The sequence below is a fragment of the Pseudomonas sp. 14P_8.1_Bac3 genome, assembly GCF_025466085.1.
Classification (GTDB): Bacteria; Pseudomonadota; Gammaproteobacteria; order Pseudomonadales; family Pseudomonadaceae; genus Aquipseudomonas.
Genome location: NZ_JANLOD010000055.1, coordinates 1 through 14,725, shown reverse-complemented (window position 1 = coordinate 14,725; position 14,725 = coordinate 1). Strand labels below are relative to the sequence as shown.

The 14,725-nt window shown below is 61.2% G+C and carries 10 protein-coding genes; 8 read left to right on the top strand and 2 right to left on the bottom strand.

Translation table 11 applies throughout. The features are described 5' to 3' along the window. Positions 1 to 26: 26 nt before the first annotated feature. From NTD84_RS17510 to NTD84_RS17490, 5 genes are all read left to right on the top strand, one after another. Complete coding sequence (locus NTD84_RS17510) at positions 27 to 287, top strand: YeaC family protein (RefSeq protein WP_157712939.1); 261 nt, start codon at positions 27 to 29, stop codon at positions 285 to 287. Beyond that, positions 284 to 1,114, top strand: a complete 831-nt coding sequence (locus tag NTD84_RS17505) for a DUF2797 domain-containing protein (RefSeq protein WP_262167824.1) — start codon at positions 284 to 286, stop codon at positions 1,112 to 1,114. Before NTD84_RS17510 ends, NTD84_RS17505 begins: the two co-directional genes overlap by 4 nt. Before the next feature lie 10 nt (positions 1,115 to 1,124). Then, complete coding sequence (gene pepN / locus NTD84_RS17500; RefSeq protein ID WP_262167821.1) at positions 1,125 to 3,782, top strand: aminopeptidase N; 2,658 nt, start codon at positions 1,125 to 1,127, stop codon at positions 3,780 to 3,782. A gap of 391 nt (positions 3,783 to 4,173) precedes the next feature. Next, positions 4,174 to 5,226 carry a WD40/YVTN/BNR-like repeat-containing protein gene (locus NTD84_RS17495; RefSeq protein WP_262167820.1) on the top strand — a complete coding sequence of 351 codons (1,053 nt, stop codon included), beginning with the start codon at positions 4,174 to 4,176 and terminating at the stop codon, positions 5,224 to 5,226. A 25-nt stretch (positions 5,227 to 5,251) separates the two neighbouring features. After that, positions 5,252 to 7,627 carry an efflux RND transporter permease subunit gene (locus tag NTD84_RS17490; RefSeq protein ID WP_410017366.1) on the top strand — a complete coding sequence of 792 codons (2,376 nt, stop codon included), beginning with the start codon at positions 5,252 to 5,254 and terminating at the stop codon, positions 7,625 to 7,627. A gap of 113 nt (positions 7,628 to 7,740) precedes the next feature. Here the strand turns inward: NTD84_RS17490 and NTD84_RS17485 are convergent, their stop codons facing one another. Together NTD84_RS17485 and NTD84_RS17480 are read right to left on the bottom strand one after the other, a co-directional pair. After that, a complete protein-coding gene (locus NTD84_RS17485; RefSeq protein WP_262167815.1) occupies positions 7,741 to 8,460 on the bottom strand; it encodes a FadR/GntR family transcriptional regulator in 720 nt (239 codons plus the stop codon). Positions 8,461 to 8,645: 185 nt separating this feature from the next. After that, positions 8,646 to 10,382 (bottom strand): IlvD/Edd family dehydratase, encoded by a 1,737-nt coding sequence (locus NTD84_RS17480; RefSeq protein ID WP_262167812.1) that lies wholly within the window; start codon positions 10,380 to 10,382, stop codon positions 8,646 to 8,648. 194 nt (positions 10,383 to 10,576) lie between these two features. Here NTD84_RS17480 and NTD84_RS17475 point away from each other — a divergent pair, with 194 nt between their 5' ends. From NTD84_RS17475 to NTD84_RS17465, 3 genes are all read left to right on the top strand, one after another. Next, positions 10,577 to 11,899 (top strand): MFS transporter, encoded by a 1,323-nt coding sequence (locus tag NTD84_RS17475; protein WP_262167809.1) that lies wholly within the window; start codon positions 10,577 to 10,579, stop codon positions 11,897 to 11,899. Positions 11,900 to 12,043: 144 nt separating this feature from the next. After that, complete coding sequence (gene araD1, locus NTD84_RS17470; protein WP_262167808.1) at positions 12,044 to 13,036, top strand: AraD1 family protein; 993 nt, start codon at positions 12,044 to 12,046, stop codon at positions 13,034 to 13,036. Positions 13,037 to 13,046: 10 nt separating this feature from the next. Beyond that, entirely contained in the window at positions 13,047 to 14,627 is a 1,581-nt protein-coding gene (locus NTD84_RS17465) for an aldehyde dehydrogenase (NADP(+)) (protein ID WP_262167807.1), read from the top strand. The last annotated feature ends 98 nt before the right edge of the window (positions 14,628 to 14,725 follow it).

Genomic DNA, 14,725 nt, shown 5'->3' with positions numbered 1-14,725 from the left:
CGTGAATCAAAGAGCGCGGAGACCCAATGTCCTCTTTCAACGAAATGATCAAGAACATCACCCCGGACATCTACCAGAGCCTGAAATTGGCGGTGGAAATCGGTAAATGGTCCGACGGTGGCAAGCTCACCGCCGAGCAAAGGGAATTGTCGCTGCAAGCAATGATCGCCTGGGAAGTCCAGAACCTGCCGGAAGAAGAGCGGACGGGCTACATGGGGCCGCAGGAATGCAGCTCCAAGTCGATCAGCGTGCCCAACATCCTGTTCAAGTCGGATGCCATCCATTGATCGAGATTGGCCGCGGTGCAATCAGCAAGATGTCGGCACGCCTGGACGGGTCCGACGTGCAGTACGCGTTTCGTCTGGGCGAGGTCGAGGTGCCGGTCAATCCATTGATCGGCAGCACGGTTCGCCTCGAATACCTGGGAGCGATCTTCTGCTCCCATTGCGGGCGCAAGACCAAAACCAGTTTCAGCCAGGGTTACTGCTATCCGTGCATGACCAAGCTGGCGCAGTGCGACCTGTGCATCATGAGTCCAGAGCGATGCCACTACGACGCAGGCACCTGCCGTGAGCCGGAGTGGGGCGAGAAGTTCTGCATGACCGATCACATCGTTTACCTGTCGAACTCGTCCGGGGTGAAAGTCGGAATCACCCGCGCCACCCAGCTGCCGACCCGCTGGATCGACCAGGGTGCCCGTCAGGCGTTGCCGATCATGCGCGTGGCGAGCCGCCAGCAGTCGGGTTTCGTCGAAGACCTGTTCCGCAGTCAGGTGGCCGACAAGACCAATTGGCGTGCTTTACTCAAGGGCGAAGCGATTTCCGTGGACCTGGCCGAAGTTCGCGATCAGCTGTTTGAAAGCTGTGCCGAGGGATTACAAGCATTGCAGGAACGATTCGGCCTGCAGGCAATCCAGACCATTGCGGACGTGGCGCCACTCGAAATCCGTTATCCGGTCGAGCAGTACCCGGCCAAGATCGTCAGTTTCAACCTGGACAAGAACCCGATTGCCGAAGGCACGCTGCTGGGGATCAAGGGCCAATACCTGATTTTCGACACCGGCGTGATCAACATTCGTAAATACACGGCTTATCAGCTCGCCGTGCATCAGTAAGGATTCCAGCATGCGCACCGAACAACCGAAGATGATCTATTTGAAGGACTATCAGGCGCCTGAATACCTGATCGACGAGACGCACCTGACCTTCGAGTTGTTCGAGGACCACAGCCTGGTCCACGCGCAACTGGTGATGCGCCGCAACCCCGAGCGTGGCCCGGGCCTGCCGCCGCTGGTGCTGGATGGTCAGCAGCTTGAGCTTTTGGCGGTGACGCTGGCGGACCGCGAATTGAGCGACGCGGATTATCAACTGACCGAAAACCACCTGACCCTGCACCCGACCAGCACCACGTTCACGGTCGACACCAGCGTCCGGATTCATCCGGAAACCAACACCGCGCTGGAAGGCCTGTACAAATCCAGCGGTATGTTCTGCACCCAGTGCGAGGCTGAAGGCTTTCGCAAGATCACCTATTACCTCGACCGTCCGGACGTGATGAGCAAGTTCACCACCACGGTGGTCGCTGAACAGCACAGCTACCCGGTGTTGCTGTCCAACGGCAACCCGATTGCCAGCGGTCCGGGCGAAGACGGCCGGCACTGGGCGACCTGGGAAGACCCGTTCATGAAACCGGCGTACCTGTTCGCGTTGGTGGCCGGTGACTTGTGGTGCGTCGAGGACACCTTCACCACCATGACCCAGCGCTCGGTGGCGCTGCGCATCTACGTCGAGCCGGAAAATATCGACAAGTGCCAGCACGCCATGAACAGCCTGAAGAAGTCCATGCGCTGGGATGAAGAAGTCTACGGTCGCGAATACGACCTGGACATCTTCATGATCGTCGCGGTCAACGACTTCAACATGGGCGCCATGGAGAACAAGGGCCTCAACATCTTCAACTCCAGCGCCGTGCTGGCCCGTGCTGAAACCGCGACCGATGCCGCGCACCAGCGTGTGGAAGCGATCGTCGCCCACGAATATTTCCACAACTGGTCGGGCAACCGCGTGACCTGCCGCGACTGGTTCCAGTTGTCGCTGAAGGAAGGTTTCACCGTATTCCGTGATTCCGGTTTCTCCGCCGATATGAACTCGGCCACCGTGAAACGCATCCAGGACGTGGCTTACCTGCGCACGCACCAGTTCGCCGAAGACGCCGGCCCGATGGCCCACGCCGTGCGTCCGGACAGCTTCATCGAGATTTCCAACTTCTACACCCTGACCGTGTATGAAAAGGGCTCGGAAGTGGTCGGCATGATCCACACCTTGCTCGGCGCCGACGGCTTCCGCAAAGGCAGCGACCTGTATTTCGAACGCCACGACGGCCAGGCCGTCACCTGCGACGATTTCATCAAAGCCATGGAAGACGCCAACGGTGTCGACCTGACTCAGTTCAAGCGCTGGTACAGCCAGGCCGGTACGCCGCGTCTCGCGGTAAGTGAGTCCTACGACGCCGCCGCGAAAACCTACAGCCTGACGTTCCGACAGAGCTGCCCGCCGACCCCGGATAAAGTTGAAAAACTGCCGTTCGTGATTCCGGTAGAGCTGGGCCTGCTGGATTCGACAGGCGCAGCGATTGCCCTGCGTCTGTCCGGCGAAGCCAGCGCTCAAGGCACGTCGCGGGTGATTTCGGTGACTGAAGCCGAGCAGACCTTCACCTTCGTCGATATCGCCGAACAACCGCTGCCTTCGCTGCTGCGTGGCTTCTCGGCGCCGGTGAAACTGAGCTTCCCGTACAACCGCGACCAACTGATGTTCCTGATGCAGCACGACAGCGACGGTTTCAACCGCTGGGATGCCGGTCAGCAATTGTCGGTTCAGGTCTTGCAAGAATTGATCGCCCAGCAGCAGCGGGGCGAGACGCTGGTGCTGGATCAGCGTCTGGTAACGGCCTTGCGCACGGTGTTGTCGGACGAGACGCTGGACCAGGCGATGGTCGCCGAAATGCTCTCGCTGCCAGGCGAGGCGTATCTGACCGAAATCAGCGAAGTGGCCGACGTCGACGCCATCCACATCGCCCGGGAATTTGCCCGCAAGCAATTGGCCGATGGTTTGTTCGAGGCGTTGTGGCTGCGTTATCAGGCCAACCGCGACCTGTCGAAGAAAACGCCGTATGTCGCCGAGGCCGAGCACTTTGCTCGTCGTGCGCTGCAGAACATTGCGCTGTCGTACCTGATGTTGGTGGGTAAACCTGAAGTCCTGGCGGCCACGCTCGAGCAGTTCGAGACCAGCGACAACATGACCGAGCGCTTGACGGCGTTGGCCGTGCTGGTCAACTCGCCTCATGAAGAAGAGAAGGCCGCCGCGCTGGCGAGTTTTGCCGAGCACTTCAAGGATAACCCGCTGGTCATGGATCAATGGTTCGGCGTTCAGGCCGGCAGCCCGTTACCGGGTGGCTTGGAGCGGGTCAAGGCGTTGATGCAGCACCCGGCGTTCAACATCAAGAACCCGAACAAGGTGCGGGCACTGGTCGGCGCGTTTGCCGGGCAGAACCTGATCAACTTCCACGCGGCGGATGGCTCGGGTTATCGCTTCCTCGCCGATCTGGTGATCGAACTGAACGGCTTCAACCCACAGATCGCCTCTCGCCAACTGGCACCGCTGACGCGCTGGCGCAAGTATGACGATGCTCGTCAGGCATTGATGAAAGGTGAGCTGGAGCGAATTCGCGCTTCGGGTCAGCTGTCCAGCGACGTGTTTGAAGTGGTCAGCAAAAGCCTGGCATAAGGTCGCGGTTAGCTCCCTCGGGGTTCACTCGGATCCTGTGGGAGCGAGCCTGCTCGCGAAATACCCGAGAGCGCCGCGGGCGTCTGGTTTCCCGTGTTATCGTTGCCGTCCATTGCGAGCAAGCTCGCTCCTACAGTGGAATGCGTCCCCCAACAATCACCCCGCCTGATACCCCATCATTCACCCATCCCACTGCACCCCGCAGGTTAACAAAACATAACGTGGCGTCGATTGTCAGACCTTTCCAAACCCCGATAGGATAAGCCAGCTTCCGAAGGGGCTCTGGATTGCGGGTTTCAGGACTATGCTCCTAACCATTCAATCCCCACGAGCACCCCTTACGGCGCCCTGAAAGGTTGAACGACCTAACAATAATAATGGGGGAAGGTCTATGAGTGAGCCTGTCATGGGTGTGGGTACTTGCCGCCCGCCGGCGCTGCGCAAAATCGCGTTGCTGGCTACAGCGCTCTCGCTGCTGGGCTGTGCCGTGTTGTCGGCACCGGTGCTGGCCGCGGCGGCGCCAGCGTCCGACATGGTTTATGCCGTTGAGTCCGCCAAGGCCAGCAAAAGCCTGATGCTTGACGTCGTCCATGCCGGCAAGCGCCTCGTGGCGGTCGGTGATCGCGGACACATTCTCTATTCCGATGACCAGGGCACCACCTGGACCCAGGCCAAAGTGCCGACCCGGCAACTGCTGACCTCGGTCTATTTTGTCGATGACAAGCACGGCTGGGCCGTCGGCCACGACGCACAGATCCTCGCCAGCGAGGACGGCGGCGTCACCTGGACCAAGCAATTCGAAGACCTCAAACGTGAAGCGCCGCTGCTCGATGTCTGGTTCCAGGACGTCAACAGCGGCTTTGCCGTGGGGGCTTACGGCGCGTTGATGGCCACCACCGACGGCGGCAAGCACTGGGAAGACGTCAGCGATCGCCTGGACAACGAAGACCAGTATCACCTCAACGCCATCGGTGCGATCAAGGATGCCGGGCTGTTCATCGTCGGCGAGCAGGGCAGCATGTTCCGCTCCGCTGATTGGGGCCAGACCTGGGAAAAGCTTGAAGGCCCATACGAAGGCTCGTTGTTCGGTGTGATCGGTACCGCCCAGGCCAACACGCTGCTGGCCTACGGTCTGCGCGGCAATCTGTTCCGCTCCACCGATTTCGGCAGCACCTGGGAACCGGTCGAGCTGAAAGCCGCCCGCGGCGCACTGGAATTTGGCTTGTCCGGCGCTACGCTGCTGGACGACGGTTCCATCGTGATCGTCGGCAACGGTGGCAGCGTGATCCGCAGCAATGACAACGGCGAAACCTTCAGCGTGTTCAACCGCCCGGATCGCATTTCCGTTTCGGCGGTGACTGCAGCGGGCAACGGTAATCTGATTCTGGCAGGACAGGGCGGCGTTCGCGCTACTTCGCCAACCGGCTCAGAGCTGGGCAAATAATAAGAAGGGCGGAGCTATGACATCCATGACAAGCCATCACCAGGACAAGGCGACGTTTCTCGAACGCCTGATCTTCAACAACCGCCCGGCAGTGATTGTGATCTGCCTGCTGGTCAGCATTTTTCTGTTCTGGCAGGCGACGCTGATCCGGCCGTCCACCAGCTTCGAAAAAATGATCCCGCTGGAGCATCCGTTCATTCAAAAGATGATGGAGCACCGCAACGATCTGGCGAACCTGGGCAACACCGTGCGGATTTCGGTGGAAGCCACCGACGGCGACATCTTCTCCAAGGAGTACATGGAGACCCTGCGTCAGATCAACGACGAAGTGTTCTACATTTCCGGCGTCGATCGTTCCGGCCTCAAGTCGCTGTGGAGCCCGAGCGTACGCTGGACCGAGGTGACGGAGGAGGGCTTCGCTGGCGGTGAAGTGATCCCGCAGAGTTACAACGGATCCCAGGAAAGCCTCGACCTGCTGCGCAACAACGTGCTCAAGTCCGGGCAGGTCGGGCGTCTGGTGGCCAACGACTTCAAGTCGAGCATCGTCGACATCCCGCTGCTGGAGTCTTATCCGGACCCGCAGGACCAGGGCAAGTTGCTGGCGCTCGACTACCGCAAGTTCTCCCACGAGCTGGAAGAAAAGATCCGCGACAAGTTTGAAAAACAGAACCCCAACGTGCAGATCCACATCGTCGGTTTCGCCAAGAAAGTCGGCGACCTGATTGATGGCCTGGTGATGGTGGTGATGTTCTTCGGCGTCGCCTTCATCATCACCCTGATCCTGCTGTACTGGTTCACCAACTGCATGCGCAGCACCGTGGCGGTGTTGAGTACCACGCTGGTGGCGGTGGTCTGGCAGCTCGGCTTGATGCACTTTTTCGGGTTCGGGCTCGATCCGTATTCGATGCTGGTGCCGTTCCTGATCTTCGCCATTGGTATTTCCCACGGCGTGCAGAAAATCAATGGCATCGCCTTGCAGTCCAGCGAGGCCGACAACGCCTTGACCGCGGCACGGCGTACTTTCCGCCAACTGTTCCTGCCGGGGATGATCGCGATCCTGGCGGACGCGGTCGGCTTCATCACGCTGCTGATCATCGACATCGGCGTGATCCGCGAGCTGGCCATCGGCGCGTCCATCGGCGTAGCGGTGATCGTGTTCACCAACCTGATCCTGCTGCCCGTGGCGATTTCCTACGTCGGCATCAGTAAACGTGCGGTCGAGCGCAGCAAGAAAGACGCGCACCGCGAACACCCGTTCTGGCGCCTGCTGTCGAACTTTGCCAGCCCGAAAGTCGCACCGGTGTCGATCGTCCTGGCCTTGCTGGCCTTCGGTGGCGGCCTCTGGTACAGCCAGAACCTGAAAATCGGCGACCTCGACCAGGGGGCCCCTGAGCTGCGCCCGGATTCGCGCTACAACAAGGACAACAACTTCATCATCAACAACTATTCCACCAGTTCCGACGTGTTGGTGGTGATGGTCAAGACCAAGGCTGAAGGCTGCTCGCGCTACGAAGCCATGGCGCCCATCGACGAACTGATGTGGAAGATGCAGAACACCGAGGGCGTGCAGTCGGCGATCTCCCTGGTGACCGTGTCCAAGCAGATGATCAAGGGCATGAACGAGGGCAACCTGAAATGGGAAACCCTGTCGCGCAACCCGGACGTGCTGAACAACTCCATCGCCCGGGCCGATGGCCTGTACAACAACAGTTGCTCCCTGGCGCCGGTGCTGGTGTTCCTCAACGATCACAAGGCGGCGACGCTGGATCGCGCGGTGCATGCGGTGCAGGACTTCGCCAAGGAGAACAACAAGGAAGGCCTGGAATTCATTCTGGCCGCCGGTAACGCCGGGATCGAGGCGGCCACCAATGAGGTGATCAAGGAATCCGAGCTGACCATCCTGATCCTCGTCTACATCTGCGTGGCGACGATGTGCATGATCACCTTCCGTTCCTGGGCCGCGACCTTGTGCATTGTGTTGCCGCTGGTGCTGACCTCGGTGCTCGGCAATGCCCTGATGGCCTTCATGGGCATCGGCGTGAAAGTCGCGACATTGCCGGTGGTGGCGCTGGGTGTGGGGATTGGCGTGGACTACGGCATCTACATCTACAGCCGCCTGGAAAGTTTCCTGCGTGCCGGCCTGCCGTTGCAGGAAGCCTATTACCAGACCCTGAAATCCACCGGTAAAGCGGTGCTGTTCACCGGTCTGTGCCTGGCGATCGGCGTGTGCACCTGGATCTTCTCGGCCATCAAGTTCCAGGCCGATATGGGCCTGATGCTGACCTTCATGCTGCTCTGGAACATGTTCGGCGCGCTGTGGCTGCTGCCGGCACTGGCGCGGTTCCTGATCAAGCCGGAAAAGCTGGCGGGGCAGAAGGGCAATTCGTTGTTTGCCCACTGATCCCGGTTTGAACTGAAAAAGCCGCAACCTCAGGGTTGCGGCTTTTTTTACACTGAAGATCGACACAACTCCTGTGGGAGTTGGCAAGCCAGCTCCCACAGGGATAGTGGTGTTCAGGAAGGCTCGGAACCCAACACCACATTCAACGCACTGCGCGCATCATCCAGCTGCACCAACGTCGCATGCCGCGCACCCAGCGCATCACGGTTCTCGATCGCGGTGAGTATCGCCTTGTGCCGTGGCAACGCCAGTTCATGCAGGTTCGGCCGCTGGTTGGAATGCTTCAGCGCCTCGGCAATCGCCACTGACAACATGTTGCACAGGTTGGCCAGCAGGTCGTTGTGGGTCGCGTCTGCGATGCGGCTGTGGAAATCCAGGTCCGGTTGCAGCAGGGCTTCCGGTGTCAGTGCCGCTTCCATGCGTTGATACGCTTCACCGATGGAGGCAATGTCGGCGTCGGTGGCGAACTGCGCGGCCAGGGCGGCAGCGGCGGGTTCGATGATGCTGCGCACGCTGGTCAGCAGATCGAAGAATTCATTTTGCGGGCTACTTTGCATCAACCAGTGCAGGACGTCCGGATCGAGCATGTGCCATTCCTTGCGCTGCTTGACCACCGTGCCCACCCGCGGACGGGAATACACCAGGCCTTTGGCGACCAGCACGCGCGTGGCTTCGCGCAGCACCGGGCGGCTGACCGCGTACTCTTCGCACAGCAGGGCTTCGGCGGGCAGTTTGTCGTCCGGTTTGAAGCGACCCGAAACGATCTGCATGCCCAGTTCCTGGACGATGCGCGAGTGCATGCTTTTGCGGTCGGAGGGTTTGCGGTAATCCATGGGGAACGGCGCGATCCTGTGCGGTGGAGATGCCGCGCATGATAGCAGGCACGGCGCAATCTTGAGGCAAGTGCAAATCAAATGTGGGAGCGGGCTTGCTCGCGAAAGCGGTGTTGCAGTCAATACATAAGTTAACTGACACACCGCTTTCGCGAGCGAGCCCGCTCCCACAGGGGAGGGTGAGATTAGTGGGAGTGGCGCGGCACTTCTGAACCGCGGCATCCGACCAGGAAGTCGAAATCGCAACCCTGATCCGCTTGCAGCACATGGTCGACGTACAGCTGACGGTAACCGCCGAGGATCAGGTTCTGCGGCGGTTGCAGATCGGCCATGCGCGCCGCCAGCTCCGCATCCGGAATATCCAGGTGCAGACGACCATTGGCGCAATCCAGTTCGATCCAGTCACCTTCCTTCACGGTCGCCAGAGGGCCGCCGGCCGCCGCTTCCGGCGCCACATGCAACACCACCGTGCCGTACGCGGTACCGCTCATGCGCGCATCGGAAATCCGCACCATGTCGGTCACGCCTTGCGCCAGCAGTTTCGCCGGCAGGCCCATGTTGCCGACTTCGGCCATGCCCGGATAACCCTTCGGCCCGCAGTTCTTCATCACCAGAATCGAATCGGCATCGACGTCCAGTTCCGGGTCGTTGATCCGCGCCTTGTACATGTCGAAGTTCTCGAACACCACCGCACGGCCGCGATGCTGCATCAGTTCGGCACTGGCCGCAGACGGTTTGAGCACGGCTCCCAACGGCGCCAGGTTGCCGCGCAACACGCAGATGCCGCCGTCGGCGCGGATCGGATTGTCGAGTGTGCGAATCACTTCGTCCTGGCCATAGATCGGCGCGTCCTTGGTGTTTTCGCCGAGGGTCTTGCCGTTCACGGTCAAGGCGTTCGGGTGCGGAATCAGGTTGGCTTCGCCGAGGCGACGCAGCACGGCCGGCAAGCCGCCGGCGTAGTAGAACTCTTCCATCAGAAAACGGCCGGACGGCTGCAGGTCGACGATGGTCGGCATGCCGCGGCCGATGCGGGTCCAGTCGTCCAGCTCCAGGTCCACGCCGATGCGACCGGCGATGGCTTTCAAATGGATCACCGCGTTGGTCGAACCGCCGATGGCCGCGTTCACCCGGATCGCGTTTTCGAAGGCTTCCTTGGTGAGGATCTTCGACAACCGCAAGTCTTCCCGGACCATCTCCACCGCGCGCATGCCGGACATGTGCGCCAACACATAGCGACGTGCATCGACGGCGGGAATCGCCGCGTTGTGGGGCAGGGAAGTGCCGAGGGCTTCGGCCATGCAGGCCATGGTGGACGCGGTGCCCATGGTGTTGCAGGTGCCCGCGGATCGGGACATGCCACCCTCTGCCGCCAGGAAGTCATCGAGGGTGATGGTGCCAGCCTTCACTTGTTCGCTGAGCTGCCAGACCACGGTGCCCGATCCAATGTCCTGGCCTTTGTGCTTGCCGTTGAGCATCGGCCCGCCGGTGACCACGATCGCCGGCACGTCACAACTGGCGGCGCCCATCAACAGGGCGGGGGTGGTTTTGTCGCAGCCGGTCAGCAGCACCACACCATCGATGGGGTTGCCGCGAATGGCTTCTTCGACGTCCATGCTCGTCAGGTTGCGAGTGAACATCGCGGTCGGACGCAGGTTTGACTCGCCGTTGGAAAACACCGGGAACTCGACCGGCCAGCCCCCGGCTTCGATCACGCCGCGTTTGACGTGCTCGGCAATCTGACGGAAATGCGCGTTGCACGGGGTCAGCTCCGACCAGGTGTTGCAAATGCCGATGATCGGTTTGCCGTGGAACTGGTGGTCGGCGATGCCCTGATTCTTCATCCAGCTGCGGTACATGAAGCCGTTCTTGTCGGCCGTGCCAAACCATTGGGCGGAGCGCAGGGTGGGTTTCTTATCAGACATGATCGATTCTCTTATTGTATGACTATATTGTTCGAGCTGACGCCTAACATAAGCGCAAATTCCGCGGTTTGGAAGTGTTGCGAGCTTAAATAGTATTACTATATAGTCGCGCTCAGTGGAGGGATGGCCCTGGTGGTTTTCCGCGAGAGGCGTCCCCCGAGGTTCTATAACAACAACAATCGGAGACCGATCTCATGAGCCAGGAACTGCGGCTTATTCGTCGCATCACGCTGAAACTGATTCCCTTCCTGATTTTGCTGTACCTGATCGCCTATGTGGACCGCTCCGCCGTAGGTTTCGCCAAGCTGCACATGGGCGCTGACATCGGTATCGGCGATGCGGCCTACGGCCTCGGTGCCGGACTGTTCTTCATCGGTTACTTCCTGCTGGAAATCCCCAGCAACCTAATGCTCGAACGTTTTGGCGCGCGGCGCTGGTTTGCGCGGATCATGATCACCTGGGGCGCCATCACCATCGGCATGGCCTTCGTCCAGGGGCCGCACAGCTTTTACGTGATGCGTTTTCTGCTTGGTGCCGCCGAAGCCGGGTTCTTCCCAGGCGTTCTGTACTACATCACCCAGTGGTTCCCGGTTCGCCATCGCGGCAAGATCCTCGGCCTGTTCATCCTGTCTCAACCGATTGCCATGCTGATCACCGGCCCGGTGTCCGGCGGCCTGCTCGGCATGGACGGCATCCTTGGATTGCACGGCTGGCAGTGGCTGTTCATCGTCATCGGCACCCCGGCGATCCTGCTGACCTGGCCGGTGCTGCGCTGGTTGCCTGATGGCCCGCAACAGGTGAAATGGATGGAGCAGTCCGAGAAAGACTGGCTGGCCGGCGAGCTGAAAAAGGACCTGGAAGAGTACGGCCAGACTCGCCATGGCAATCCGCTGCATGCGCTCAAGGACAAGCGGGTGTTGCTGCTGGCGCTGTTCTATCTGCCGGTGACCCTGAGCATCTACGGTCTGGGCCTGTGGTTGCCGACGCTGATCAAACAGTTTGGCGGCACTGACCTGGTGACCGGTTTCGTGTCCTCGGTGCCGTATCTCTTCGGGATCATCGGTTTGCTGATCATCCCGCGCAGTTCCGACCGTTTGAATGATCGCTACGGCCACCTGGCGGTGCTGTATGTGCTGGGTGCCATCGGCCTGTTCCTCAGTGCGTGGCTGACGCTGCCGGTGCTGCAACTGGCGGCGTTGTGCCTGGTGGCATTCGCACTGTTTTCCTGCACCGCGGTGTTCTGGACCTTGCCCGGTCGCTTCTTTGCCGGCGCCAGTGCGGCGGCGGGCATTGCGCTGATCAACTCGGTGGGCAACCTCGGCGGCTACATCGGTCCGTTCGTGATCGGGGCGTTGAAGGAATACACCGGGAATCTGGCATCCGGGTTGTATTTCCTCTCCGCAGTGATGCTGTTCGGGCTGGTGCTGACCGGCGTGGTGTATCGCCTGTTGGAGCGCAAGCATGTATTGCCGGTTGATCAGTTCGCGGCGAGTGCCCGCGGCGCGACCCGCACCTGATTCAGCAACACCGCTTGACCCTGTGGGAGCGAGCCTGCTCGCGATGGATACCCCATTCAACATTTACGGCGACTGACACACCGCTATCGCGAGGAGGCTCGCTCCCACATGGGGAAGCGGTGTGGACTTAAACAGGAGACTTTCATGCGTCTGGTTCAATTCGAATTGGTAAACGGCGAGCGCCGGGTCGGCGTAGTCGAAGACGGTCTGGTCCGCGAAGTGCAGGATGCGCGCACCGTGCGTGACCTGGCACTGGCGGCGATCGAGGCGGGCGTCAATCTGGAGCAACAGGTGAAGACCCTGGGCCTGGGCATCAGCCACGACTACGCCGAACTGCTGAGCCAACTGCGTATTCTGCCGCCGCTGGATCATCCGGACCCGGCGCACCTGCTGGTCAGCGGCACCGGCCTGACCCATCTGGGCAGCGCCTCGGCGCGGGACAAAATGCATCAACAGGCCGGTGACGAAGCCGCAATGACCGACACCATGCGCATTTTCAAATGGGGCGTGGAGGGCGGAAAGCCGGCGGCGGGGCAGGCCGGTGTGCAGCCGGAATGGTTCTATAAAGGCGACGGCAGCATCGTCGTGCGTCCGGGCCAACCGTTTCCGCTGCCACCGTTCGCCGAAGATGCGGGCGAAGAGCCCGAGCTCAGCGGTCTGTATGTCATCGGCCACGACGGCAAGCCCTATCGCCTGGGTTTCGCGGTGGGCAACGAGTTCTCCGATCACGTCATGGAGCGCAAGAATTACCTGTACCTGGCCCACTCGAAATTGCGCAGTTGCAGCTATGGGCCGGAACTTCGCGTGGGTGAATTGCCTCAACACCTGGCAGGCACCAGCCGCATTCTCCGTAACGGCGAGGTGCTGTGGCAGAACGAGTTTCTCAGCGGCGAGGCCAACATGTGCCACAGCCTGGAAAACCTTGAGTACCACCATTTCAAATACAGCCAGTTCCTGCGTCCGGGGGACGTGCACGTTCACTTCTTCGGCACCGCGACCCTGTCGTTTGCTGACGGCATTCGCACCCAACCGGGTGACGTGTTCGAAATCAGTCAAGCCGAGTTCGGCGCACCGTTGATCAACGGTATCGCACCGGTTGCAGCGGCGTTCGAGCCCGGCACCATAGGCACACTTTGAGGAGCAACCCATGACCCAGATTCTTGGTCACAACTACATCGGCGGCCAGCGCAGCGCGGCCGGCAGCGTCAAACTGCAGAGCGTGGACGCCAGCACCGGCGAAGCGTTGCCTCACGATTTCGTCCAGGCCACGCCCGAAGAAGTGGACGCCGCCGCCAAGGCTGCCGCGGTGGCTTACCCGGCCTATCGCAGCCTGAGCGCCGAACGTCGTGCGCAATTTCTTGATGCCATCGCCGATGAGCTGGACGCGTTGGGCGATGACTTCGTCGCCGTGGTCTGCCGCGAAACGGCGTTGCCGGCTGGACGCATTCAAGGTGAACGCGGTCGCACCAGCGGCCAGATGCGGTTATTCGCCAAGGTCCTGCGGCGCGGCGACTTCTATGGCGCACGCATCGATAAAGCCTTGCCGGATCGCCAGCCGCTGCCGCGCCCCGACCTGCGTCAGTACCGCATCGGCCTCGGTCCGGTAGCGGTGTTTGGTGCGAGCAACTTCCCGCTGGCATTTTCCACCGCGGGCGGCGACACCGCTTCAGCCCTGGCCGCCGGTTGTCCGGTGGTGTTCAAGGCCCACAGCGGCCACATGGCAACGGCCGAGCGGGTTGCCGACGCGATCCTCCGTGCGGCGGAAAAAACCGGCATGCCGGCTGGCGTGTTCAACATGATCTACGGCGGCGGGGTGGGTGAGGCGCTGGTCAAGCATCCGGCGATTCAGGCGGTTGGCTTCACCGGCTCACTCAAGGGCGGCCGCGCGTTGTGCGACATGGCGGCGGCACGTGCGCAACCGATCCCGGTGTTTGCCGAGATGTCCAGTATCAACCCGGTGATCGTTCTGCCGCGAGCGCTGGAAGCGCGGTCTGAAACCGTCGCCCGTGATCTGACGGCGTCGGTGATTCAAGGCTGCGGCCAGTTCTGCACCAATCCCGGCCTGGTGATCGGCATCCGCTCGCCGCAGTTCAGTGCGTTCGTGCAGCAAGTGGCGTCGTTGATCGATGATCAACCCGCACAAACCATGCTCAATGCCGGGACGTTGAGCAGCTACGGCAAAGGCCTGCACAAACTCCTCGCGCATCCCGGCGTGACGCATCTGGCGGGTAGTACGCAGCAAGGGAATCAGGCGCAACCGCAATTGTTCAAGGCCGATGTCGGTCTGTTGATCGATGGCGATGAAGTCTTGCAGGAAGAAATCTTCGGCCCGACCACGGTGTTTGTCGAAGTGGCGGACCAGGCGCAACTCAGTGCGGCATTGAACGGGCTGCACGGGCAACTGACGGCGACGATCATTGGTGAGCCGGCAGACTTCGAGCAGTTCGGCGAGTTGACGCCGTTGCTGGAACAGAAGGTCGGGCGGATTCTGCTCAATGGCTACCCGACCGGTGTGGAAGTCTGTGATTCGATGGTGCATGGCGGTCCGTTCCCGGCGACTTCCGATGCGCGTGGAACCTCCGTGGGTACGCTGGCGATTGATCGGTTCCTGCGGCCGGTGTGCTTCCAGAACTACCCCGACAGCTTACTGCCGGACGCGTTGAAGAACGGCAATCCGCTATGGATCCAGCGCCTGGTCGATGGCCAGCCGTCGCGTGATGCGCTCTAACGGCTGAGCGCAGTAACTGTGGGCGCGGGGGGGGGGGGGGGGGGGGGGGGGGGGGGGGGGGGGGGGGGGGGGGGGGGGGGGGGGCGGGCGGGGGGGGG